General features: G+C 36.6%; 20 protein-coding genes. 14 read left to right on the top strand and 6 right to left on the bottom strand.

All coding sequences use genetic code 11. The features are described 5' to 3' along the window. Positions 1 to 244: 244 nt before the first annotated feature. The 6 genes from PHO43_RS00425 to PHO43_RS00400 all read left to right on the top strand — a co-directional run bounded on the left by PHO43_RS00425 (position 245) and on the right by PHO43_RS00400 (position 8,984). Positions 245 to 2,791, top strand: coding sequence for an adenosylcobalamin-dependent ribonucleoside-diphosphate reductase (locus tag PHO43_RS00425; protein ID WP_045089366.1), 2,547 nt, complete (start codon positions 245 to 247; stop codon positions 2,789 to 2,791). Between the two features lie 153 nt (positions 2,792 to 2,944). Continuing rightward, positions 2,945 to 4,750, top strand: a complete 1,806-nt coding sequence (locus PHO43_RS00420) for an ABC transporter ATP-binding protein (protein ID WP_288008697.1) — start codon at positions 2,945 to 2,947, stop codon at positions 4,748 to 4,750. Between the two features lie 269 nt (positions 4,751 to 5,019). Next, entirely contained in the window at positions 5,020 to 5,622 is a 603-nt protein-coding gene (locus PHO43_RS00415) for an IMPACT family protein (protein WP_053826491.1), read from the top strand. A 158-nt stretch (positions 5,623 to 5,780) separates the two neighbouring features. Next, positions 5,781 to 8,231, top strand: a complete 2,451-nt coding sequence (gene topA, locus PHO43_RS00410; protein ID WP_053826490.1) for a type I DNA topoisomerase — start codon at positions 5,781 to 5,783, stop codon at positions 8,229 to 8,231. Between the two features lie 14 nt (positions 8,232 to 8,245). After that, positions 8,246 to 8,740, top strand: a complete 495-nt coding sequence (locus tag PHO43_RS00405) for a GNAT family N-acetyltransferase (protein ID WP_288010956.1) — start codon at positions 8,246 to 8,248, stop codon at positions 8,738 to 8,740. A 1-nt stretch (position 8,741) separates the two neighbouring features. After that, on the top strand, positions 8,742 to 8,984 hold the full coding sequence (locus PHO43_RS00400; protein WP_045089370.1) for a hypothetical protein: 243 nt from the start codon (positions 8,742 to 8,744) through the stop codon (positions 8,982 to 8,984). A gap of 27 nt (positions 8,985 to 9,011) precedes the next feature. Here PHO43_RS00400 and PHO43_RS00395 read toward each other — a convergent pair whose 3' ends face one another. The 5 genes from PHO43_RS00395 to PHO43_RS00375 all read right to left on the bottom strand — a co-directional run bounded on the left by PHO43_RS00395 (position 9,012) and on the right by PHO43_RS00375 (position 14,699). Continuing rightward, positions 9,012 to 9,569, bottom strand: a complete 558-nt coding sequence (locus tag PHO43_RS00395) for a chromate transporter (RefSeq protein WP_045089371.1) — start codon at positions 9,567 to 9,569, stop codon at positions 9,012 to 9,014. Beyond that, positions 9,570 to 10,127, bottom strand: a complete 558-nt coding sequence (locus tag PHO43_RS00390) for a chromate transporter (RefSeq protein ID WP_045089372.1) — start codon at positions 10,125 to 10,127, stop codon at positions 9,570 to 9,572. A gap of 371 nt (positions 10,128 to 10,498) precedes the next feature. Continuing rightward, positions 10,499 to 11,851 carry a TrpB-like pyridoxal phosphate-dependent enzyme gene (locus tag PHO43_RS00385; RefSeq protein WP_288008700.1) on the bottom strand — a complete coding sequence of 451 codons (1,353 nt, stop codon included), beginning with the start codon at positions 11,849 to 11,851 and terminating at the stop codon, positions 10,499 to 10,501. A gap of 49 nt (positions 11,852 to 11,900) precedes the next feature. Next, entirely contained in the window at positions 11,901 to 14,204 is a 2,304-nt protein-coding gene (locus PHO43_RS00380) for an NADP-dependent malic enzyme (RefSeq protein ID WP_045089374.1), read from the bottom strand. A gap of 75 nt (positions 14,205 to 14,279) precedes the next feature. Further along, positions 14,280 to 14,699, bottom strand: coding sequence for a hypothetical protein (locus PHO43_RS00375; RefSeq protein WP_053826487.1), 420 nt, complete (start codon positions 14,697 to 14,699; stop codon positions 14,280 to 14,282). Between the two features lie 261 nt (positions 14,700 to 14,960). On the opposite strand from PHO43_RS00375, the gene PHO43_RS00370 reads away from it, so the two are divergent. The 8 genes from PHO43_RS00370 (at position 14,961) to pncB (ending at position 25,093) form a co-directional block, all read left to right on the top strand. Then, entirely contained in the window at positions 14,961 to 15,716 is a 756-nt protein-coding gene (locus tag PHO43_RS00370) for a LiaI-LiaF-like domain-containing protein (protein WP_045089375.1), read from the top strand. A gap of 14 nt (positions 15,717 to 15,730) precedes the next feature. Next, complete coding sequence (locus tag PHO43_RS00365) at positions 15,731 to 16,573, top strand: LytR/AlgR family response regulator transcription factor (RefSeq protein WP_045089376.1); 843 nt, start codon at positions 15,731 to 15,733, stop codon at positions 16,571 to 16,573. A 102-nt stretch (positions 16,574 to 16,675) separates the two neighbouring features. Continuing rightward, the gene (locus PHO43_RS00360) at positions 16,676 to 17,284 is read left to right on the top strand and encodes a TetR/AcrR family transcriptional regulator (protein WP_045089377.1); all 609 of its coding nucleotides are present in this window, start codon (positions 16,676 to 16,678) and stop codon (positions 17,282 to 17,284) included. 84 nt (positions 17,285 to 17,368) lie between these two features. After that, positions 17,369 to 18,835 carry a TolC family protein gene (locus PHO43_RS00355; protein WP_045089378.1) on the top strand — a complete coding sequence of 489 codons (1,467 nt, stop codon included), beginning with the start codon at positions 17,369 to 17,371 and terminating at the stop codon, positions 18,833 to 18,835. A 64-nt stretch (positions 18,836 to 18,899) separates the two neighbouring features. Then, entirely contained in the window at positions 18,900 to 19,916 is a 1,017-nt protein-coding gene (locus PHO43_RS00350) for an efflux RND transporter periplasmic adaptor subunit (RefSeq protein ID WP_082057431.1), read from the top strand. A 49-nt stretch (positions 19,917 to 19,965) separates the two neighbouring features. Then, a complete protein-coding gene (locus PHO43_RS00345; RefSeq protein ID WP_288008705.1) occupies positions 19,966 to 23,094 on the top strand; it encodes an efflux RND transporter permease subunit in 3,129 nt (1,042 codons plus the stop codon). Positions 23,095 to 23,127: 33 nt separating this feature from the next. Further along, positions 23,128 to 23,421 carry a PG0541 family transporter-associated protein gene (locus tag PHO43_RS00340; protein WP_045089381.1) on the top strand — a complete coding sequence of 98 codons (294 nt, stop codon included), beginning with the start codon at positions 23,128 to 23,130 and terminating at the stop codon, positions 23,419 to 23,421. Positions 23,422 to 23,920: 499 nt separating this feature from the next. After that, complete coding sequence (pncB, locus tag PHO43_RS00335) at positions 23,921 to 25,093, top strand: nicotinate phosphoribosyltransferase (RefSeq protein WP_053826483.1); 1,173 nt, start codon at positions 23,921 to 23,923, stop codon at positions 25,091 to 25,093. On the opposite strand, the gene PHO43_RS00330 is transcribed toward pncB, so the two are convergent. After that, entirely contained in the window at positions 25,088 to 26,779 is a 1,692-nt protein-coding gene (locus PHO43_RS00330) for a M23 family metallopeptidase (RefSeq protein ID WP_288008708.1), read from the bottom strand. The genes pncB and PHO43_RS00330 overlap by 6 nt on opposite strands. Positions 26,780 to 26,802 lie beyond the last annotated feature (23 nt).

The following is a 26,802-nucleotide window of genomic DNA, read 5'->3' as shown; positions in this document are numbered from 1 at the left end:
CATTTTGTCTTTGTGTTTTTTTTAAATAGCACATAATCAGCTTGATATAAATTAATTTAGAAAATTTCACATGATTGTTGATAAATATATTTGTAAATATTTTGCGCTCTGATAAACTTTCAATAAACTTGCATGGCAAAATAAGTCTGACAGTGAAAAATATCAGATATTAAAAAATAAATGTTCATTGTATTTGCTTATTAGCACCAATTTTAATCATTTTATATTATTAAACCAACAGCTTATGAAAAAAAAGACATACACTTTCGACGAAGCGTATAAGGCGTCGCTGGACTATTTCAGCGGAGATGAGCTAGCTGCCAAGGTGTGGGTAAGCAAATATGCGCTTAAAGACAGTCAGGGTGTAATTTACGAAAAGACTCCCGAAGATATGCATTGGAGACTGGCTAAAGAGATAGCCAGGATTGAGAAGAAATATAAAAATCCATTAAGCGAACAGGAACTTTTTGACCTCTTTGATCGCTTTAAATATATTATTCCACAAGGTAGTCCAATGACCGGTATAGGGAACGATTACCAGGTTGCATCATTATCAAACTGTTTTGTTATTGGGATGGATGGTAGTGCCGACTCATATGGCGCGATCATCCGTATTGATGAAGAACAGGTGCAATTGATGAAAAGACGTGGTGGAGTGGGACACGACCTGTCTCATATCCGTCCTAAAGGATCGCCTGTAAAAAACTCGGCACTTACATCAACCGGTCTGGTTCCTTTCATGGAACGCTACTCAAACTCCACTCGCGAAGTTGCACAAGATGGTCGTCGTGGCGCATTAATGCTTAGCGTATCAATTGAGCATCCCGATTCGGAAGATTTTATTGATGCTAAACTGGAGCAGGGTAAAGTGACAGGAGCTAATATCTCTGTTAAAATTGATGATGAGTTTATGGAAGCTGCTTCTGCTGGGAAGACTTACAAGCAGAGGTTTCCAATTGATTCAGATAATCCTAAATATGAAAAAACAATTGATGCCCAGAAGCTGTGGAAAAAGATTGTACATAATGCATGGAAATCTGCAGAGCCGGGTGTCCTGTTTTGGGATACTATTGTCAGAGAATCGGTGCCCGACTGTTATGCAGATCTTGGTTTCAAAACTGTATCTACCAATCCTTGTGGAGAGATTCCTTTGTGTACTTACGATAGCTGCCGTTTGCTGGCAATCAACCTGTATTCATATGTTGTTAATCCGTTTACAGAGGATGCTTATTTCGATTTTGAGCTGTTTGCCAAACATGTTCAGTTGGCTCAGCGTATTATGGATGATATAGTTGACCTGGAAGCAGAGAAGATTGATAAGATTCTTGAGAAGATTGATGCTGACCCTGAAACAGAAGAGGTTAAATCTACTGAGAGGAATCTTTGGAAGAAAATCCAGCGCAAAACATTGCAGGGACGCCGTACAGGTGTTGGAATCACAGCAGAAGGTGATATGCTTGCAGCACTAGGTATCAGATATGGTACTGATGAAGGAAATGACTTCTCGGAGAAGGTGCATCGCGAAGTTGCAATTAATGCATATACCTCCTCTGTTAAAATGGCTAAGGAAAGAGGTGCTTTTGAGATATTTGATGCAGAGCGTGAGAAGAATAATCCATTTATCAACCGTCTTAAAGAAGCAAGTCCCCAGATGTATGAGGATATGGTTAAATATGGTAGAAGAAACATTGCATGTCTCACCATTGCACCAACTGGTACAACCAGTCTGATGTCTCAGACAACATCAGGTATTGAGCCGGTATTTCTTCCAGTATATACCAGAAGACGCAAAGTGAATCCTAATGACAGGGATGTTAAGATTGACTTTGTAGATGAGAATGGAGATTCATGGGAAGAATACATCGTGTTCCACCATAAGTTTGTTACATGGATGGAAGCAAATGGATACTCGACTACTAAAAAATATACGAATGCCGAAATTGATGAACTGGTTGCTAAGTCTCCTTATTACAAGGCTACTTCCAATGATGTTGACTGGTTGCAAAAGGTTCGTATGCAGGGACGTGTACAGAAGTGGGTTGATCACTCAATAAGTGTAACAATTAATCTGCCAAATGATGTTTCTGAGGATCTGGTAGGAGAACTTTACATGGAGGCATGGAAGAGTGGTTGTAAGGGTTGTACAGTTTATCGTGACGGTTCAAGATCAGGTGTATTAATATCTAACGGAGATGCTGAGACAAAAGATAAGAAAAAAGCAGAGGACTGTTTCGAAATGCCACCTGTTGTTACTTCTCGTCCTATCGAGCTTGATGCAGATGTGATAAAATTTCAGAATAATAAGGAGAAATGGATTGCATTTATCGGTTTGCTTAATGGAAGACCTTACGAAATCTTTACCGGTATCAATGATGAAGATGATGGTATCATGATTCCTAAGAGTGTTACTTCCGGTAAAATCATTAAAGCTTATGATAATGATGGCAGAAAGCACTACGATTTCCAGTTTCAGAACCGCCGTGGCTACAAAGTAACTATCGAAGGTCTGGATGGCAAGTTTAATCCAGAGTTCTGGAATTATGCAAAACTTATCTCCGGTGTTCTTCGTTACGGTATGCCTATTGATCAGGTTATTAAGTTGGTATCGGGCCTTGAACTGGATAGCGAAACCATTAATACATGGAAGAATGGTGTTGAGCGTGCACTTAAGAAATATCTGCCAAACGAAACTGAAGCTAAAGGCCAGAAATGTCCTGTTTGTGGTCAGGAGACACTTGTTTATGAAGAGGGATGTCTCAAATGCCGCAACTGTGGAGCTTCAAAATGCTGATTTGAATTAAATAATGTTTCCCTGATCTTATAAAAGATTCTGAGGACTATAATTAATAGATATATGTAGAAAAAGCGATGCCTTAATGGTGTCGCTTTTCTTTGTTAATGACTTGTAGTTAAACCTTAATGTACATTGACAGTCCAACAGGGGATGAAAAAAAATGATACTTATTCCCAATCTTTTAAAGCGCTTTTCCGAAACCTATTGCCGTTTGTAAAACCTTACAAGGGTATGATTGCAGGAACACTTTTACTTACACTGATAGGATCTTTTGCCGCACAGGTGAATCCCCTTTTGGTGAACGAGACAATAAATCGTGTGGAGGAGCTGCTGCGTCAGCCTGATCCTATTGTGAATGGTATGAGGCTGTTATTGATTATTTCTGCAATAATGCTTGCAAATGAGTTGCTGAATATTGGTATTCAGTTTGGACAAAAATATTTTGGTGAGAAGATACGAATACAGGTTGGTAGCGACCTGTCTCAGAAGGCTGTGGATAGGTTGCTTACTTACAAGATGTCGTTTTTTGCGGAGTCGGATAATCAGACAGGTTATCTGGAGACCAGAATAAATCGTGGGGTTGAGAGTCTGATTAGGTTGGTACAAAACTTTTTTCTTGATATCCTGCCTCTGTTCTCCACTGCTGTAATTGCCCTGGTGGTTATGTTTAATGCTAATATGTATGTAGGGCTGATGGCTCTTGTAATAATTCCTGTATATTTCTTTGTTAGTCAGCGACAGGCATATCGACTAAAAGGGTGGCGTATGCAATTGCGAGGTCAGCGTGAACGTAAAAATCACGGTCTCATTAATATTATCGACTCAATCACAGTTATTAAAAGTTTTGTTCGAGAGAAAACAGAGGGTGAAAAACAGTATGAGCTGCAGATGGAGATGCTGGATAACCAACTGCAGACACGTCGCACGAGCTATGTATTTGAGAGCTTGAAGTCATTCATACAACAAATCGGGGTTGTACTAATAATAATACTTACTGTATATTTAGTTCTGAACGGACAGATGGGTATTGGTGCCATAATGATGCACATAATGCTTTTCCGTAATGTCTCGGCTCCAATCAGTCAGCTTCATAGAATTTATGACCAGGTAAATGATGCTCTTATTTATGCGGATGGTTTTTTTGATGTGCTTGATAATGATGATGCTGTTGAGGTAGGTGGAGATATAAAAGCAAAGGATGTTGAAGGTCAGTTTGAAGTAAACAATGTGAATTTCACCTATCCAAATGGTAAGAAAGCCCTTACAGATGTGAGTCTAACACTTGAAAAAGAAAAGACAACTGCAATTGTTGGCCTGAGTGGTGCAGGTAAGAGTACTTTGATCAATCTTCTCTGTAAGTTTTATAAGCCTGATAATGGTGTGATTAAGCTTGATGGAATAGATCTGGAAGATTATGAGAATGGATCTTTAAGGGATAATATCGGTTTGGTATTGCAGAAAAATCATATTTTTAAAGGTACAGTATATGACAATATCTTGTATGGAAAGTTAGATGCAACACATGATGAGGTGATAGAAGCCTCAGAAAAAGCTTTTCTGCATGAACAGGTATTGTTATTGCCTGAAGGTTATAATACTGATGCTTCAAACCTAAGTGGAGGTCAGCAGCAAAGAATTGCAATTGCGCGACTGTTTTTAAAGAATCCTCCCATTATTTTCCTTGATGAACCTACAGCAAGTCTGGATGCAATAGCAACGGAACATATTAAAATGAGTCTTGATGCCATAAAGGAGGGGCGAACAGTGGTTATAATTTCCCATTCCTTATCGCAGATTGTTGAGGCGGATGTGATTCATGTTTTAAAGGATGGTTATCTTGTAGAGAGTGGCTCGCACGAGAATCTTTATAAAATTAATGGTGAGTACAGGAAAATATTCGATGCATCTGCACGTAGCCTAAATTTGGATAAAATGATTGATACTATTGCTGTATAAAAGAGGATTTATTAAATAAAGGCACCTGTTAATTTGAGCCAATTTATTAACTTCTAAGTAATATATAGGATATCTCAAGATGAAATGTGAGATAATCAGTACTGTTTAGATAGTCTTAATTTATTCCATATCCAATTACATTTAAATCATTAAAAGACTAAGACGAAACAACTTCAGCTGAAGTCTATATCTCTGCTATTTTACTATAGTTTGATACATTTCATAATTATACTACTTTTGTTTATATTATGAGAAAGTGAATAAAAACTATGGACGACAGCTATAAAACCGTTTCAGGACCTTCTGAGGGATATATAAATGAAAAAAAGAGTAAGTTTTTATCATTTCTATTTCCCGTGAAGAGTGCTGACGAGGCAATGGGGATTCTGGAGGAATATCGTAAGAAATATTATAATGCCAGGCATGTTTGTTGGGCATACATGTTAGGGTGGGAGCGAAAAGAGTTCAGGTATAATGATGATGGTGAGCCTTCCGGTACAGCGGGTAAACCAATATTAGGACAGATTAACTCATTTGAACTTACAGATGTGCTTATTCTGGTTGTACGTTATTTTGGTGGTACACTGCTTGGTACAGGGGGGTTGATTAAAGCATATAGAGAGGCTGCAGCGGATGCAATTGCAAATGCAGAGATAATAACAAGGACTGTTGATGATGTTATAGTAATCGATTTCGAATACATTCATCTTAATGATGTTATGAGAGTATTAAAACAGTTTGAAGAGGTGGAGTGGACTCAGGATTTTAAGGAATCGTGCCGAATGAAGTTGAGAGTTCGTAAATCACTTTCAACACAGCTATCTGAAATGCTGTCATCTATTTATGGGGTGGTATTAAATGAAAATAAATAGTGTTATTATCTTATGAAAATTACTTAATAATCAAGGAAATTCTAAAAAAACTGTTGTTGCAACCACAAAATTACTACTTTTGCACCCTAAAAGTAGTGCTAAATCATTAATTTGAAAGCTATCTGCTTACAAAAAGCTAAAGAAGAAAAGAACAATTGATGGAAAAGAACCTGGTTATTGTTGAGTCACCCGCGAAAGCAAAAACGATAGAAAAATTTCTTGGAAAAGATTTTCATGTAATGTCGAGTTATGGGCATATACGTGATTTGAAGAAGAAGGATTTTAGTATTGATGTTGAAAATAACTTTGAACCTATCTATGAGGTTCCGGATGATAAAAAGAAAATAGTATCAGAACTGAAGGCTGCTGTTAAAAAGGCTAATACTGTATGGTTGGCTTCTGATGAGGACCGTGAAGGTGAGGCTATTTCCTGGCATCTTTTCGAAACTCTTGAACTTAAAGAGGAAAATACAAAGAGAATTGTTTTTCACGAGATTACGAAAAATGCAATTCTTGAAGCTATAAAAAACCCAAGAAAGATTGATAAGAATCTGGTTGATGCTCAACAGGCTCGACGTGTCCTGGATAGAATTGTAGGGTTTGAACTATCTCCTGTATTATGGAGAAAAATTAAACCGGCTCTCTCTGCTGGTCGAGTACAATCTGTTGCTGTAAGATTAATTGTTGAGCGTGAGCGTGAGATACAAAACTTTAATTCAGAAGCATCATACAGGGTGGTTGGAGTTTTCTCGAAAGTGGAAAATGGACAGACTTACGAAATTAAAGCAGAGTATAACAAGCGTCTGAAAACAAAAGAAGAGGCACTGGAACTTCTTGAGAAATTAAAGAGTTCGGTTTTTTCCATTGAGGATGTTGTAACCAGACCTGCAAAAAAATCACCTGCTGCTCCTTTCACTACATCAACTCTTCAACAGGAAGCGTCACGTAAACTGGGTTTCTCTGTGGGGCAGACTATGATGGTTGCACAGCGACTGTACGAGTCGGGTAAGATCACATATATGAGAACAGACTCGGTGAATTTGTCGGGTTTGGCAATTGGTACTGCCAAAACTGAGGTTATAGATCAGTATGGTGAAAAGTATCATAAGTCTCGTCAGTATAGTACAAAATCAAAAGGGGCTCAGGAGGCTCACGAAGCAATACGCCCTACATATATAAGTGAACATGAGATTGAGGGTACGGCTCAAGAGAAGAAACTGTATAACCTTATCTGGAAGAGAACTATTGCATCGCAAATGGCTGATGTAGAACTTGAACGCACTACTGCCAATATTTCGGTGTCAAATACGGATGGTAAGTTTGTAGCCAATGGTGAGGTAATAAAGTTTGATGGATTCCTTAGGGTGTATCTTGAAGGTACTGATGATGAGAATGGGGAGAAAGAGGATGGTATATTACCACCGGTTAAAAAGGGTGAAGTACTTGAAATGCAGGAAGTTTCTGCTACTGAGAGATTCTCTCAACGTCCTGCCAGATACTCTGAAGCTTCATTGGTTAGAAAAATGGAAGAACTGGGCATTGGACGTCCTTCAACATATGCTCCAACTATCTCAACGATAATCAACAGAGAGTATGTTGAGAAAAAAAGTATTGATGGTGAAAAAAGAAATTTTAATGTCCTTCTTCTTAAAAAAGGAAAAATAAAAGATTCTGAAAAAACTGAAACTACCGGTGCAGATAAGAATAAGCTTTTCCCCACAGATATAGGTATTGTTGTGAATGATTTCCTGGTAGAATATTTTCCTTCTATAATAGATTATAATTTCACGGCTAAAGTGGAAGAGGGATTTGATAAAATTGCCGAAGGTAAAGCTAAGTGGAATAAATCAATATCTGATTTCTATGATGTCTTTCATCCGATTGTTGAGGAGACAGCAAATATGCGTATGGAGCATAAGGCTGGTGAAAGGGTATTGGGTGTTGATCCGAAATCAGGCAGACAGGTATCAGTAAAGATTGGACGTTATGGTGCAATGGCGCAAATTGGTACTCCGGAGGAGGATGAAAAACCTCTATTCGCATCTCTTCAAAAATCTCAATCGATTGAATCAATCACTCTTGAAGAAACATTAAAATTATTTGAACTACCACGTAATATAGGAGAGTTTAGAGATAAAGATGTTGTTATTGGTATTGGACGTTTTGGACCTTATATCAGGCATAATAATAAATTTGTGTCTATTCCAAAAGGTGTTGATCCACTCGAGATACAATTAGAGGAAGCTATCGAGCTTATTGAAGATAAGGAGAGGAAAGATAAGGAGAAGACTATTAAATTATTTGAGGAGGATTCTGATCTACAGGTTTTGAATGGTAGGTATGGTCCTTATATCAAGTATCAGAATTCAAATTACAAGATACCAAAGACAACTGATCCTAAAAAGTTGACTCTTGAGGAGTGTAAAAGAATTATTGAAGATAGCGCTAAGGATAAAAAATCTAAAAGCAAGAAAACAAAGAAGTCTGAATCTGCAGAAAGTTCAACAACTAAGAAAGGTACTAGCAAAACAGCCGATAAAGGAAAAACTAAGACGGCTAAAGCTACATCAACTAAGAAAACTACAGGAAAAAGATCAACTAAAAAATAACCTTTTTAAGTGCGATGATTACCAAAATCAGACCTGCTACTTATAAAGACTTACCGGAGATCATGCCGATTTACGATATTGCCCGTGATTTTATGCGCAGTACCGGTAATGAAGGTCAGTGGATAAATGGTTATCCTACAGAGAAGTTTATAACCGAAGAGATAGAGGCTGGGCACAGTTTTATATGTGAAAATAGTGCAGGAGAAATTGTTGGTACTTTTTGTTTTATTATTGGTGAAGATCCAACTTACTTGAAGATTTATGATGGCCAATGGTTAAATGACGAGCTATATGGCACTGTTCACAGGATTGCATCATCGGGTAAAGAGAAAGGTGTTGCTAAAGCATGTTTTGAATGGTGTTTTACTCAATGCCCGAATATCAGAGTTGATACACACAGAAATAATATTGTTATGCAAAAGATTCTTGGTAGTTTAGGATTCCACTATTGTGGAATTATATACGTTTCTGATGGATCGGAGCGACTCGCTTATCAAAAAAAAATATGAAATGAAATTCACATCTTTTTGCCGTAAGACTGTAATAGTAATTATTTCTGTATTCCTTTTATCAGTAAATCCGGTCATTTCGTCTGAAACAGTGAATATTGAAGAGTTGGATATCAATATTGATTATAGTAACGATCCCTTTTATGTGGAATTGTGGTTTTGGGTTGTTATTGCTGCAATATTACTTTTCTTATTGATAATTCTAATTAAAGGTAACAGAAATAAAGTAATAACTGAGAAATAAATTAGTTCAAATAATATATTTATCTTATTAATAAAGTATTAGTCCCGCAATACCAGATAGTACAATCAGTAATATTGGATCGACTTTCCTTATTGATGCAATCATGATAATTGTAAAAATTATCCAGCTTTTATAGTCAATAAAATTGTGTTCGTTCATCAACATCAGAGCTGCAGAAGCAATTAAACCAATTATTGTAAGTTTTAATACTGATAATGAAGATTGTAACCAAGGATTGTTTTTAAGTCTGAAGAAAAACAGACATACCAGTGTCATTAATATTAATGATGGAATACTAACAGCTAAAGTACTGATTGCAGATCCCAATATTCCATAACCTGTTGAATATCCTGCTTCGGTAATCGCTGTGTATCCAATATACGTGGCAGAGTTGAAGGCTATTGGCCCAGGTGTTGTTTGAGAAATAGCTACTATATCTGTAAAATCGTTAACACTAATCCAGCCATGTATGTCAACAACCTCTCTTTGGATGAGAGGTAACATGGCGTAGCCACCACCAAAGCCAAACAGACCTATTTTCAGGAACGATATAAAAAGCTGCAAATATAATTCCGTCAGTTCCATTTACTTTTTCGTTTTTTGTTTAATAAATAGAAAATAGAGAATCCCGAATATAGCTGAAAATAATATAATATATACTGGTGATATTTTTAGCAACCAAACTAAAAGGGCCACTGTTATTGGAACCCAGATATTGCTTATTTTTATCCCGGCAGATTTACCTAAACCTAAAAGAGGTGCTACAATAAGTGCAACTACTGCTGGTCGAACTCCTCTGAAAATGCGTTCAACAACCTGGTTGTCCTTGAACTGGGTGAAGACTATTGCAATAAGAAGTATTATAATAAAGGACGGGAGAATAATTCCAGCACCAGTAAACAGACTTCCTTTAAAGCCTAGTCTTTTATTGCCTACAAATATTGCTGTGTTTAAAGAAATTGGTCCCGGAACAGATTGTGCTAATGCTAGCATATCCATAAACTCATTATCAGCAAGCCATTTCTTTTTATTGACAACCTCATTGCGTATTAGTGGAATCATGGCATAGCCTCCTCCAAAAGTAAAGGCTCCTATTTTGAAGAAAACCAGAAAAAGCTCCAAATATTGTTTTGCCAGATTCATAAAAGTGGTATATAAAATGAAAAGCAGATTGCTATATTACTAAATATATTGCTAATCTGCTTTCTATAAGAAGCCGCATCGGTGGAATAAGACGAAACTCCGTTTGACAGGATTTGAGTGTCTTAGTTTCTTTGTAATCCGCTGTTCCGATAAATCGGAATCCCGAAGGCTGCGGCCCGCCATTGAAACCAAAAACGAGTCTCGGTTTATAAAATGTAATTGATGAGTTCCCCAATCGACCAATGCGGCAGTAACTTCATCATTTATGTATTCCAAAGATAAATGGTCTATACGTAATATCCAAATTATTTATGTTATTTTTTTGGATTAAATTAGTCTCAGCTCTTTGTTAATACTCATTTTCAGCTATATCAGACTTCTGTTAAAAACTTACTAATATCTTCGTCCGAAACTACATGATTTGTAAGATCACCAGCGAGGAATTGATCATAAGCACTCATGTCTACAAAGCCATGTCCTGAAAGATTAAACAGAATTACTTTTTTCTTTCCTTCTTCTTTAGCTTTTAAAGCCTCATTAATTGCTGCTGCTATTGCATGATTTGATTCAGGTGCAGGAACAATACCTTCAGTACGAGCAAATAATACACCAGCATTAAAAGAGTCAAGCTGTTTTATATCTACTGCTTCAATATAGCCATCTTTAAGAAGCTGACTAACAATGCTACCTGCGCCATGATATCGAAGTCCCCCAGCATGAATATTTGCCGGTGTAAACTTATGTCCTAGTGTAAACATTGGGATAAGTGGGGTATAACCAGTTTCATCTCCGAAGTCATATTTAAATTCCCCTCTGGTCAGTTTAGGACATGATGCAGGCTCAGCTGCCACAAAACGTGTTTTCTTTTCACCTGTGAAGTTGTGACGCATGAATGGGAAACTTATGCCTGAGAAATTTGAACCACCTCCAAAGCAACCAATTACAATATCCGGATACTCATCTGCCATCTCCATCTGTTTTTCAGCTTCAAGTCCAATAATAGTCTGATGTAATGAAACATGGTTTAAAACACTTCCTAAAGCGTATTTGCAATTTTCTGTTTGCATTGCTAATTCAATGGCTTCAGAAATAGCAGTACCTAAACTTCCCTGATAGTTAGGATGGTCGGTAATGATTTTACGTCCAGCCTTGGTAGACATGCTTGGTGATGCAATTACCTGAGCACCCCATGTCTGCATAAGAGAACGTCTGTAAGGCTTTTGTTCGTAGCTTATCTTTACCATATAGACTGCAAGTTCAAGACCAAATGCTTTGGCAGCGAATGCAAGTGCGGTACCCCATTGACCAGCTCCGGTCTCTGTAGTAATGTTAGTTGTTCCATCAACTTTATTATAGTAAGCTTGTGGTAATGCTGAGTTCAATTTATGTGAACCAACGGGACTAACACTTTCATTTTTAAAATATATATGCGCTGGTGTATCAAGTGCTTTCTCAAGTTCAGTTGCTCTTACCAGCGGAGTGGGACGATATATTTTATATTTATCTCTTACTTCATCTGGAATATCTATCCATGTATCAGTTTGGTTTACTTCCTGGCGTGATAGCTCCTCAGCAAACAATGGAAACAGATCCTCAGCTTTGAGTTCCTCTTTTGTTTGTGGATTGATCATTGGTAAAGGTTTATTTTTCATCTCAGCAGTAATATTATACCACTGTGTTGGTATTTCCGTTTCAGGAAGCATAAATCTTTTTCTTTTTGACATAATATTTTGATTGTTTATTAGATATGTTTCTATTGAATGATGAAGATACCTAAATTATTCTTGATAAATTATTTAATCTTATATTTTCTTCAACAATTGCATCAATAACTGCTACGGCTACCATATTTACTATATCACGCACAGAAGTATCTACATCTAAAATATGTACCGGTTTGTTTAGTCCCATTTGAATAGGACCAATTATATCATTCTTTCCAGTTTCTTTAAGTATTTTGTATGAAGCATTGGCTGAACTCAGATTAGGGAAAACAAGTGTATTTACCTCTTTATCGCGTAAACGTGTAAAAGGATATTTCTTATCTCTCAATTCTTTATTCAGGGCATAATTAACTTGCATTTCACCATCAACAACCATTTCAGGATATCTTTCGTGAAGTGTTTTAACAACCTGGTGAACGCTCGCAGGACTGCCTACTGAGTCTGACCCGAAGTTAGAATAGGAAACCATCGCTATTACAGGATCATGATTGAAAAACTTAACAGTAGCATCAGCCAATCTAGCTATGTCTATCAAAGTATCTGTATCAGGATGTCTGTTGAATAGAGTATCAGCAAGAAACAGCATACCTTTTTTAGTGTTTACTATATGCATTGCACCAATATGGTTAAGACCCTCACGGATACCAATCACCTCTTTAGCAATTTCAATAGTGTCGGCATATTTACTGAATACACCTGTTATCATTGCATCCGCCTCTCCGGTTTCAACCATCATCATTCCAAAATAGTTGCGTTCGAACATCTTCTCAGCAGCTTCTTCAAAAGTCATTCCCTGACGTTCTCTCTTTTTGGAAAGGATTTCTGCATAACGCAATCTACGCTCTTCTTCACGATCGTGACGTAAATTAACTATCTCTATTCCATTAAGACTAATCTGGTTCTCTTTTGCGATCTTTGCAATCTTCTCTTCATTTCCCAATAAAATAGGATGACATATACCTTCAGCATATGCATTTTCCGCAGCCTTAAGCATATTAAGATGATTAGTCTCAGAGAACACAACACGTTTAGGATTTAGTCGCGCCATTTCGTACATTCTACGCACCATCTTATTATCAAGACCCATAAGATCACGCAGCTTATGATCATATTCCTCCCAATTTTCGATAGGCTTGCGGGCAACACCTGACTCCATGGCAGCCCTAGCTACAGCAGGAGCAACAGTTGTAAGAAGTCTTGGATCAAGTGGTTTAGGAATTATATAATCTCTGCCAAAACGTAACTTTTTGATACTGTATGCTGTATTAACAACATCAGGAACTGTTTTTTTTGTGAGTTCAGCCAGAGCATAAACAGTTGCAATTTTCATCTCTTCGTTAATACATGTTGCTTGAACATCCAAAGCACCACGGAAAATATATGGGAATCCAAGTACATTGTTTATCTGATTAGGATGATCTGAACGTCCGGTCGCAAATATTATATCCTCTCTTGCACTCATTGCAAGCTCGTAAGAAATTTCAGGATTAGGATTAGCAAGTGCAAAAACAATTGGATCTTTACTCATCGATTTTACCATGTCTGTAGTCAGCACATCAGCTACAGATAATCCTAGAAACATATCAGCACCCTTAACTGCCTCTTCAAGAGTTGTTATTTTTCTGTCAGTTGCAAATGGTTTCTTGCGCTCATTAAGGTCTGTTCTATATTTACTTATTACACCTTTTGAGTCTAGCATCACAATATTCTCAAGTTTCGCTCCTAATGCAATATATAGTTGAGTACATGAATTAGCTGCAGCACCCGCTCCATTAACAACAATCTTTATTTCATCAATTTTTTTACCATTAAGCTCAAGAGCATTAAGTAGTCCGCACGCCGATATAATAGCAGTTCCATGCTGATCGTCGTGCATAATAGGAATATCGAGTTCTGCTTTCAGGCGTTCCTCAATCTCAAAACACTCAGGTGCTTTTATATCCTCCAGGTTGATACCACCGAATGTTGGAGAAATTGCTTTAACTATCTGAATAAACTTTTCAGGATCTTTCTCGTTAACCTCAATATCAAAAACATCGATGCCTGCAAATATTTTAAAGAGAAGACCTTTTCCTTCCATAACAGGTTTTCCTGCAACGGCACCTATATCACCTAAACCAAGAACAGCTGTTCCATTTGATATAACTGCAACAAGGTTTCCCTTAGCAGTATATTTATATGCAGCACCCGGATCATTTTTTATTTCAAGGCATGGTTCAGCAACACCCGGTGAATAAGCTAAAGATAAATCATGTTGAGAGTTATAAGGTTTGGTAGGTAAAACCTCAATCTTTCCCGGACGCCCCTGAGAGTGATAATCAAGGGCATCTTTACGCAACTTGTTATTTGTCATTTTGATTGTTTTTGTGCAGTAAAAATAATAATATGCACAAAATTATAAAAATAATGCGATAGTTTATAATTTTCTTTACTCGATTATCTGATAATGTTCAGCTTCAATGTGAAATATTATTTGTGAATTTTCTGACTCACACTCCTCAGTGTGATGAGTATTAGTACTGTTAACAATTTGTTCATCTGCAGCAATTGTACCAACAACTCTTACATATTTATCCACACAATCAGGATCAAACTTACCAAGAGTAGCACTTGATTCAGCACGTATTGTGAAATCACTCTTTTCATCCTTCAGAAATAGTTTCATACCACTCTTTTCACATACATGAGTACATAATCCTTCAACAATTACTTTTTCATCAATCATCGATTCTCCATTGATAACAATTTCACTAATCTCTGTTACATTAGATTTACCTCCTGTGCAACCGACAGAAAATAATAGATTAATCGCCAGAACCGAGAATATAAAATACCTTTTGCTTTTCATATGATATTAACTTCTTGAGATATTAATTTCAAAGATAACTATTTTATCATTATTTGTAAAATAAGCTATTATTTACAGTAGAAATTACTTCATTCGTCGGGGAAATTAATGATGTTCATCGATTTATTATTGTACATGGTAACCCTCTTAGCATATCTTTGCGAAACTTAATTCATAGTCATGTAATTTCAGTAGTGTTATATACATAGCTAAATACTTTAAGATAATTGATAAATTTTAAACAATTTAATATTTTTACATATGGAAAAAAAATTTAAGCCAAATGAAACTCCAAAAGTACAAGGAATTACTTTTGGAATACTTCTTATACTTGCCGGGTTTCTATTTCTTTCTTTTAATTTTGGATGGATTGACCCTGTTCTCAGATCTGTTGTTTTTTCATGGCCTATTATATTTATTATACTATCTGTAATCAGCTTCTCAAAGAGAGACTTTGCTTTTGGATTTATTTGGCTTATTGCAGGTATATTTTTTCTACTACCCAGATTAGCAGAAGCATATCCTGACTATTTAAGCGGTATTCAAGATAATTTTACGAATGTTTATTGGCCATTACTGCTAATTATAGTTGGAATAGTAATTGTTTTTAATGTTATTTCTGGCAGAAACAGGAGTATGAGAGGTTGTGGAAACCGTTCAATGCAATTTCAATCAACAGAAAATAGAGATGGTGTAATTAATAAAAATGTAACTTTTGGTGGCTCAGAAAGTATATTTTTAGACCCTGTATTTAATGGTGGAAGTATAAGTGCAGTTTTTGGCGGTGTAGTTCTTGACCTTCGCAAAACCACACTTCCTGAAGGGGAGACCTATCTGGATATATCTGCAATTTTCGGTGGAATAGAACTATACATACCTGACAGCTGGCTTGTCGAAACAAGAATTCATACAGTATTAGGTGGAGTTGAAGATAAAAGATTAGTTTCTCAAACTGATCAATCAAGGAAATTGATTCTGCAAGGAAATCTTACATTCGGAGGATGCTCAATTCTATAGACATAAATTAAAGAATGAAATTTATATTCACATATACACAGATTCAATGGTTGATACTTTTACTTCTAAGTGCCATTTTTGCTGTGTTGAACACCCTCGCATATCAACCACTCGTTTCATTCTCTTTCAATATATTTTTACTGAAAAGTATGATCGATGGATTATTGCTTTTGGGAATATGCAGATTATTATTGATAGTAATTCCATCAGCTAACTATGTAAAACTTGAACCTATACAGCAATTTATAAATTATTTTGCATTAGGTATTCTTGTAACAGCAGTTTGGGTAGGCCTAAGTTTTGCTACCTCCTACTATATTCTTGGAAGTGAAAATATTGAGAAGTTTGTTGATATAATTCCAATGAACGCATTCATAGGGTTGTTGTTATATATTATTGATATTCAGTTTATACATTATAAAATGGTTGTTGTGGAAAATAAAATAGAAACAGAGCCAGATACAGATTTCAAAGCAGATAGTAATGAAACTAAACTAAATCCGGAACAGACAGATGAAGGTTCAGAAGCAATAGAACGTATTGCCGTGAAAGTAGGAAATAAAATTCATGTAATTCTTGTTCAGGATATCATATATATTGAGGCTGATGGTGATTACGTAAAAATAGTTACTGATCATGGTAAATATATGAAAGAGGATACTATGAAGTATTATGAAGCAGGTTTACCTCAATCAAAATTTGTAAGAGTTCATAGATCTTATATTGTAAATGTTGAAAAAATACTACGCATTGAGCTATACGAAAAGCAAAATCAAATGCTAACACTTAACAACGGAGACCAAATCAGAGCCAGCGCTTCAGGTTATAAATCCCTCAGAGATGTACTTAAATTGTAAAATATGAAAAGATCTTATAATAAAGTATGTTAAAACCTGGAAAACTGTTTTGAGTTTTCAAGTTTTACTAATTACCTTTGCACGCATTTTAAAACGCAGCAAATGGAAATAAAAGATCGAATATTAAAGAAAGCAGAAGATTTATTCTTCGTATATGGCATAAAAAGTGTTTCAATGGATGAGCTTGCAACATCTTTGGGAATATCTAAAAGAACTATATACGAGAATTTTAAGGATAAAGAGGATATCCTTACTTCTCTAATGATCAAGCTAAGAGATGATCGTAATTTGGCTTTTCAAGAATACCTTTCTGATGATTATAATGTAGTTGAGGTTTTCTTGAAAGTTATCGAGATACAGTCTCAAATGCCCGAGTGTAATGCTAAATTCTTTCAGGATATATATAAATATTATCCTAAAGTAGCAGCATTGATCCAGAAAAATATGGAAGAGAATAATATTTTCTTACAAGAGTTTTTGCAAAAGGGTATTAATCAGGGATATATACGTGAAGATCTTAATATTAAGATAGCTGCATTTTTAGTTGAAGAGAGCACACACACCTATTTACGAGCCTCATACATAGAAAAACCACCATTCTCTTTTAATGAACTATTCAAGACAATGATGATAAATTTTGTCAGAGGCATATCGACAGAGAAAGGAATAAAAATAATTGATGCTTATCTCGAAAAAGAAAAGAGTAATTAATAGAGATAAGTCGTTTAATAAATGAGTTTTATTAGTTCATTGATTCGAAGGTATAAAAATAAAATAAAGTATTTAAGTTGAAAGATGAATAAATCTATTATGAATCCAAAGATGTTAATGATGCTTTTAGTGATGTTACTCAGTCTTAATGGACTGAACGTTGCAAATGCTCAGCAAACTGATAGTTTGCACATCGATTTAAACAGTGCACTGGAAATTGCACTGAGTGAAAATCCCACCGTGAAAGTGGCTGATATGGAAATTAAAAAGAAGGAGTATGCTAAAAAAAGCGCATATGGTGCATTATTTCCTCAGATGGATGTAATTGGATCGTATCAGCGTGCAATTAAAAGGCAAACAGTATATTTTGATGAAGGATTTGGTTTCGGGGGTGATATAGATCCAAATGATTATACTCCCGAAGAACTTAAGATTTTAGAAGTATTTGGTAAAATGATGTCACCTGATCCAGAATCATCAGGTGATGGAATTCAAATGGGACGTTTTAATGTATGGACTGCAGGTCTTAATGTGAATATGCCATTGGTTGTTCCTTCATTATGGAAGAATATTCAGATGAGCGAAGTGGATATACGACTCGCAATGGAGCAGGCCAGAGCTTCGCGAATTGATCTTATCAACCAGGTTAAGAAAGCCTACTTCAGTCTATTACTTGCTCAGGATAGTTATAATGTATTAAAGCTCACATATGAGACCGACTCATTAAACCTTGTTAATATTAAAAATAGATATAACCAGGGCATAGTTGCTGAGTATGATGTTGTTACTGCCGAGGTTAGGTTAAAGAGTCTGATCCCCAATATTCTGCAGGCAGAAAATATGAGAAAGATTGCAGAACTTCAATTGAATATGCTAATGGGTATCGATGGTGATTTACCACTAAAAGTAACGGGATCACTTGATGAATATGAAGCTACAATTTCAAACATTATAATACCTGCAGATACGTCATTATTGCAGAATAGTGATATTAAGCAGTTCGATTTACAGGCTCAGCAGGCAAAAAATGCATATGAGATACAGAAGCTGCAGTATGCACCTTCACTTGTTACTTCTTTCAATTGGACTTATATGAGTCAGAATAACGACTTTCGATTCAGTGATTATCGTTGGGATCCATATTCAACAATTGGAATAACACTTCAAATTCCTCTTTTTAGCGGTGGACAGCGATATCATAATGTAAAACAGTCAGAAATCCAACTGCACCAGCTAGGGGAACAGCGTAAAAATCTGGAGAGATCATTAAAGCTATCCATAAAAAATAATTTTGATCTGATAAACAAAAATATAGAACAGGTAATAGCCTCACAGTCTTCTGTAGAACTGGCTCGCAGGGGTCACGAAATAACCTTGAAGAGATATGAAACAGGAATGGGAACAATTGTTGATGTAAATGCAGCTGCACTTGCCGTTCTTAATGCAGAACTTCAAAACAGAAATGCTATATATGACTATCTGGCTGCAAAGGCCGATTTGGAAAAGGTAATCGGTTATGAGATTGCACCTATTGAAGATATTAACTGGTGATATACAATATTTAGAATTTAATATTTAATAAACTGAAAAATAAAAACAATATAACTTTATGAAAATGCAAAACTTATTTAAGTTTATTCCATTACTGTCGATTGCTCTGCTATTATCATGTGGTGGATCGGGACAAACCGAAAGCACAGAAAGTGAAGCATCACAAAAGACAAAAGTGCGTGTGGAAGAGGTTAAACTGGTTCCCGTAGATCAGATTTCCACATTTACTGCAACTGTTGAGGCCGATAAGGTAAACAATATCGCTCCTGCAATGGGAGGACGTATTCGTGAGATTTATGTTGAAGTTGGATCACAAGTAAGAAAAGGTCAGGTACTTGTTGCAATGGATGCTTCTACTTATTCACAACAGGAAACACAGGTTGCTACTTTAAGGAGAGATTTCGAAAGATATAAAGAGTTGTATGAAGTAGGAGGTATTTCAAAACAGCAGCTCGATCAGGTAAAAACTCAGCTGGATGTTGCAGAAACAGCAATGAATAACTTGGGAGAAAATACCAAACTCGTAAGTCCCCTAAATGGAGTAGTAACCGCTCGTAATTACGATCCGGGTGACGTAGCAATGCAATTGCCAATTCTAACAATTGAGAGTATGAACCCTGTGAAGGTTACACTTAATGTATCCGAAAGATTTTACAGTCAGGTAAAAATTGGAATGCCAGTTGAAGTACAAGCTGATGCCCTTGGAGATGAGGTGTTTGAAGGTAAGATATCCCTGATATACCCCACAATCGATCCGGTATCACACACTTTCACAGTTGAGGTTTCAGTTCCAAATAATAATCAGAAGCTTCGTCCAGGTATGTTCTCACGCGTGAAAATGAATTTTGGAACAAATGACCGTCCTCTGCTCAGCGATTTAGCAGTGCTTAAGCAGGTAGGATCAAACGACCGCTATGTATTTGTTGAAGAGAACGGTAAAGCAAAATATACTATAGTTCAACTAGGTGCAAGAATTGATGACAAGTATGAGATCATTTCGGGATTAAATGCCGGAGACAAGGTAATTATTCATGGAAATACCAACCTTATTGATGGTTCGGAAGTTGAAGTGATAGATTAATTAATTATGTGTTATCTAAGATATAAATAGGATAAAATAGAACAGATATATGAAAATATATGAAACCGCGGTAAAAAATCCCGTGGGAACATCACTAATTTTTATCGGAGTTGTACTGATTGGACTTCTGTTTTACAGACAGTTGCCAATCGACCTCTATCCCAATATCGACCTTAATATTGTGTCGGTCATGACCACCTATTCGGGTGCGGGAGCACAGGATGTGGAAGCAAATGTTACACGACCACTCGAGGATGTATTAAATACAACCGAGAAACTAAAAGAGATTACATCTCAGTCGAGAGACGGCTTATCAATGATAATGCTTGAGTTTGATTATGGTACCGATATGGATGCTGTAATGAATGATGTGAGAGATAAAGTGTCCCTAATATCGGGGTTTCTTCCCGATGGCACTGAAGATCCCATGATTCTTAAATTCAGTTCAGACATGATACCTGTAGTAGTCCTTTCGGCTACAGCAGAAGAAAGTGCCAATGCATTATATAAGATTCTTGATGAGCAGGTTGCAAACCCCTTAAATCGTATTACAGGAGTAGGAACTGTATCGGTAGGAGGTGCCCCTCAGCGTGAAGTGCAGGTAAATGTAGTACCAGCCAAGCTTGAAGCATATAACATGTCACTAGAACAGATTGCACAGGTAATTGCTGCTGAAAATGTAAACGTACCTGCTGGTAACATCGATATAGGTTCCCAAACTTATATGTTACGTCTTGAAGGTGAATTCAAGAATAGTAAAGATCTGAATGATATAGTTGTTGGAAGCAGCATGGGGCGTCCTGTATATCTAAGAGATGTTGCAACTGTTAGCGATACTCTTGAATCACGAGTACAGGAAAACTATACTAATGGCAGACGAAGTGCAAGTATAATTGTACAAAAGCAATCAGGGGCTAATACTGTTGCAATTGCAGATGCTGTTAATGCAGCATTGCCTGAACTGCAGAAGTCTCTGCCACCAGATATTGAGATTGAGTCTGTAATGGATACATCAGACTACATTAAAACATCAATCAATAGTTTGCTTGAGACTATTTTCCTGGCTTTGATAATTGTTGGTATAGTAGTACTGTTTTTCCTGGGCAGATGGCGTGCAACCATTATTGTAATGGTTACAATCCCAATTTCGCTTATCGGATCATTCATATACCTTTTTATAACGGGTAACTCTATAAATATCATATCTCTTTCGGCTCTCTCCATCACCATAGGTATGGTAGTTGATGATGCTATCGTTGTACTTGAAAATATTACTTCTCATATCGAACGAGGCAGTCGTCCAAAGCAGGCAGCTGTTTATGGAACAGAAGAGGTTTCGCTATCTGTTATCGCATCAACACTAACCATTATTGCAGTGTTCCTGCCGATGACAATGGTAGGCGGTTTTGCAGGAGTTATGTTTAAACAGTTGGGCTGGATGGTTACTATTATCATCTCTCTTTCATTGATAATATCACTTACTCTCACACCAATGATGAGTTCACATATGTTGCGCTCAGTAAAAGATATTAAAATGAATGGGTTCGACAGATGGTATCACAACAACATATTACCTGCGCTCGATAAACTTGATCATGGATATAGCAAGTTGGTAAACTGGGTTTCAAGAAGAAGGAGAACAACACTGTTTGGAGTTGTTGTGATATTCATAATAGGTATAATTATTTCCGCTATTACTCTTAAAACAAGCTTCATGCCTGAATCAGACAATAATAGTATAGGATTAACTATTGAGATGCCAACAGGTACACGTATGGAAGTTGCAAGGGAGGTTGGACATAATATTGTAAATAACTTGAGGGATAAATATCCGGAAATTGAAATTATCTCTTTTTCAGTTGGTACTGCCGGTGAAGGTGATACTTACGCAGCAATGCAGGATAATGCCCCAAATATTATGACATATAACATCCGACTCAAGGAAGCTAAATATAGAGATAAAACTATATATGATATTTCAGATGAGATGCGAAATGATCTCGCTTCAATGCCGGAACTCAATCGCTTCCAGGTGATGCCTGGTGGTGGTGATATGGGAATGGCAGGAGGAAACAATGTTGCAGTGAAAGTTTTCGGATATGATCTTGCAGTTACAGATGCTATCGCTGCAGAACTGAACAGTAAATTATCTGAAGTAGATGGATTAAGAGATATTGTTATTTCACGTAAGGATTATAGTATGGAATATCAGATTCAGTTCGATCGCGAAAAACTTTCACTGAATGGTCTTAATATGGCAACAGCTTCTAATGCAGTTCGTAACAGAATAAACGGTCTGGTAATGTCACGTTATCGTGAAGATGGTGAAGAGTATAACATACGTGTTCGTTTTGAAGAGCAATATCGTCAATCTATCGAGGATATTGAAAATATCCTAATCTATAACCCAATGGGTTCTGGAGTTAGAGTAAGAGATCTGGGTACGGTAGTAGAATCTTCTTCACTACCTCAAATCGACAGGCAGGACCGTGAAAGAATTGTCACAGTTACTGGAACAATATACGGCAGAGCCTTGAGTGAGGTAGTTAAAGATGTCGATGCAATTCTCGCACAGATTGATGTTCCAACAGGTGTGCAGATAGAAATTGGTGGTACTCTCGAAGATCAGCAAGAGTCCTTCGCCGAGCTTGCACTCCTTCTGCTGATAGTATCAATTCTTGTATATATTGTACTAGCATCTCAGTTTGAATCTCTCACCTATCCGTTTATGATTATTCTTACAATTCCTTTTGCTTTTACGGGTGGATTGCTTCTACTTGCGATAACCGGTGAGCCACTGGGAATAATGGGATATGTGGGACTTATCATGCTTGTGGGTATGGTTGTAAAAAATGCTATTGTGCTTATCGACTATATCAACCTGAATCGTGAAAGAGGTATGTCAATTATTACAGCAGTAGTTCATGGTGGACGCTCGAGGTTACGTCCGGTATTGATGACAACTTTAACTACTATTTTGGGTATGATACCTCTTGCAATAGGTACCGGACAAGGTTCCGAAATGTGGCGTGCACTTGGTATAGCAATTATTGGTGGTATGACATTCTCCACAATTATTACACTTATACTAATACCTGCGCTTTATTCTATGATGGCGGGTTATGGTGTTCGTCGCAGACGTAAGAAACATCGTTTAGTTATTGAGGAAAACAGGTAGTAATTAGTTAGAATAAATGAAAAAAAGAGATTTATGAAAGCAGTAATGATTGTATTAGACCAGGCTCACTACGATGAGATTGTTGAAAATCTGAACACATTAAATATACGCGGATTTACTTCCTGGAGAGAAGTTCATGGCAGAGGCAGTAAAAATGGAATTCCTCATTATGGTTCTCATGCGTGGCCTTCAGTTAATAATTCAATTCTCACAATTGTAGAAGATGACAGGGTTCCACTTTTATTGAAATATCTAAAAGATCTGGATAATGAGTCACCCAACCTTGGCTTAAGAGCATTTGTCTGGAATATTGAAGATATGATTTGAAACAATTTTGATTTGATTATATTTTTTAAAGGGATGCAATAAACAGTTGCATCCCTTTATTTATTTTGCAGAACCGCTATTCAACCTGTACATTACCCATACCTTATTCTTACATTGTTCTTACATTGTTCTTACCTTCTTCTTATATACCTTATATATTTAGAAGGAAGAGAAGGCAAGGGTAAAGGCCAAACAAGATTAAAATTCAGCCAATCTATTGTCTTAATAATATTTCGATATACAATATTGATGACTATATTACCTGTTTTGCATAATGAGTACCTTCTGTCCTATATTTATATATCAAATAATGAATAACGAGATTATTACTGATATCCAATGGTTTTGTTTCTGCAAAATTGTTATATTAAAATCGGATAAATTTGAACGAATCTATACTATAAATGTTTTAACTATTAATAATTTTAATTATCGGCTAATCTGAAAAGATTATTAATTATTTATTTAACAACAGTTGATATCATTAATTCAGTAAAATATGAGTGTTATTAGAAGTCTGCTTGATACAGATCTTTATAAGTTTACAACAAGCTATGCTTATTCCAAGCTTTTCCCAAGAGCACATGGAGAGTTTGAATTTGTGGATAGGAGTAATGGTGATTATCCTGATGGGTTTGACATACTGCTGAAAAAAGAGATAGAGAAGATGTCAACTTTATCACTTTCTCAAGGAGAGGAGAATTTTATCAGGCAACAGATGCCATATTTACCACCCACTTATATAGATTTCCTTAAAGGTTTCAGATTTGACCCCTCTGAGGTTGATATCAGGCTTGAAGATAAAAAGCTACATATAAACGCTAAAGGACTCCTTTATAGGGTGACACTTTGGGAAACTCCTATACTTGCAACAGTGTCAGAGCTGTTTTTCAGGGAGATGGGAAAATATCCCGACAGGAAGTATATGGAGGAGGCTGCTATTGAAAAAGCGATGAGAATGAAAGAGCATGATATAACATTTTCACTCTTTGGAATGCGGCGTAGGTTTAGCTTTGAAGTGGAAGACAGAGTTACAGAGCTTCTTAAGCAACATGCAGGTGATAGTTTATATGGCACCAGTAATGTTTACATGGCATACAAGCACAACCTTAGTGTTTCAGGCACTCATCCGCATGAATGGGTTCAGTTTCATGGATCAATATATGGCTATAAGATGGCCAATTATATGTCAATGGAAGATTGGATAAATGTTTTTGATGGTGATCTTGGCACTGTTCTCACTGATACATATACAACCGATGTTTTCCTTCGCAATTTCAGTAAGAAACATGCAGCATTGTTTACAAGTCTGAGACATGATAGTGGAGATCCGTTTGTTTTTATTGATAAAGTAATTCGCAGATATGAAGAGTTGCGAATTAATCCAAAGATGAAGTATCTGGTGTTCTCAGATAGTCTTAATGTAGATAAAGCAATAGAAATTAAGAATTACTGCAACAATCGAATAGGATCAACTTTTGGAATTGGCACTAACCTTACCAATGATGTCTCATCAAAAATAAAAAGCATGAATATTGTCATGAAGCTCTTTCGCTGTAAAATGACAGCAAAAGAGGAGTGGCAGGAGTGTGTGAAGCTATCAGATGTAGAAGGTAAGCACACAGGTAGTGAAAGAGAGATAATGCTTGTGAAAGCTACATTGGGATTATAGCTGTTTCCTGTATTCGCTGCTGTTTCCTGCGGCATCAGTTGCAGTAAATACTAAAGTTAGCTTCTCTCCCTTAGGGAGTCTCGATTCATCAAAATCATAAGTATATACAGATGATTTAGAATCGTGAGTAAACAGCACAAACTCACCATTGATCTCGCCTCTGAATGAGGCAATCCCACTTTTATTGTCAGTAAGCCTTATCCGAATACGTCGCTGACTAGTCCAGTTTTCCGGTGCCAGAGGAGTGATTACAGGTGGCTGAGTGTCTGCCGATATAGCATAACTATCTCCCAGTTCTCTTATTGAAACTGAAATCCCGCCTCTGTTATATTTGCCCCCAACCCAACTGTCGGAGCCGTTATCATTAAGTCTGACAATGCCATAATTATTCTTGTTGCTAAGAGTATCACTATTTAGTTTTATCCATAGATCAGCACTGTTATGTAGAGGTACAGGATTGTTATGCAGTGAATGAATGTCAGAATAGTAGCTGCTGTTTTTCTCTTTTTCGTAATTGAAACATAAATCAGAATAGAGGTTACCTGATGGGATATAAATGCTGAATCCCATTTCCAGATAGGAGTTATCTGTATTCCACAACATCCTGTTTTTACATTCAGTTGTTTTTTGAATAGGTTGTTGCATTCCGTTAACCTTAAATCTGTAACTCAGTGTGTTACCATAATGATCTTCAAGTTCGTAATGAAAGTCATACTCCCTTTCTTCATCTATTTCAACATACCCATTATTTATAGAGTTGTAGAAGGGTAGGGAGTTACCAGGTTCAATAAACGACTTCATAAAGTAGGATCTGTTCTTCTTGAAGTCAACAAAGTCGATAAAAGAGTTCAACATTCTTGTATCAGAGAAAGAAAATCGGTTGATTGTGCTGCTGAAGACAGGGTTACCATCAACAAACAATCTGATATACTTTACCCCATAAATGTTATTCTGACCATTCATTCTATCATATGCCTTAACTCCTATACCAATAAGACCCCATGCATTAATTGTTCTGCCAAGTCGCACCGGATTACCATTGGCATCCTTACTGATATTAATTCTGATTGGGTCTATTGAACCATTAATAATCCCCCTGTCTTTAACAGGATAAAAAGCAATTCCTCTCAAGTCGGGCTTTTGAGTATCAGCTATTGCAGGTAAAAATTCAAGAGCATCTAAAGGATCTTCAGACTTGGAATCACGTATCTCGAAATGGAGATGCGGACCACCTGAACTGCCCGTATTGCCACTCAAAGCAATCTGCTGTCCACGTTTTACAGGAAATAATTCTGCTTCGGGATAAAGATTAATACTGTAGCTTTCAAGCTCATATTGTTTTGATTTCACATAATCGGCAATCTCTTTCGAAAAACTGTTCAGGTGAGCATAAACACTCGTGTGTCCGGTTGACGGGTGATCAAGATACAGAGCAAGTCCATATCCTCCCGGAGATACACTTATTCTTGAAACATAACCATCTTCAATAGCCAAAATGGGCTTGTTAACAGCCTGTTGAGTTTTGAAATCGATTCCGGAATGAAAATGGTTACTTCTAAGCTCCCCAAAACCTCCACTTAATGCAGGAGGTATGTTTACAGGATATCTGTAAATCTGAGAATATGCTGATAATGTAGACAGTAGTACTAGTAAAACAGATATATATCGAGAAGTTCTAAAAATCATTATTAGTGGTTTTTACACATTAA

This window comes from Lascolabacillus sp., from assembly GCF_028696275.1.
Classification (GTDB): Bacteria; Bacteroidota; Bacteroidia; order Bacteroidales; family Dysgonomonadaceae; genus Proteiniphilum; species Proteiniphilum massiliensis.
Note: the sequence above shows the minus strand (reverse complement) of the source record. Positions and strands in the feature narration are given on the sequence as shown.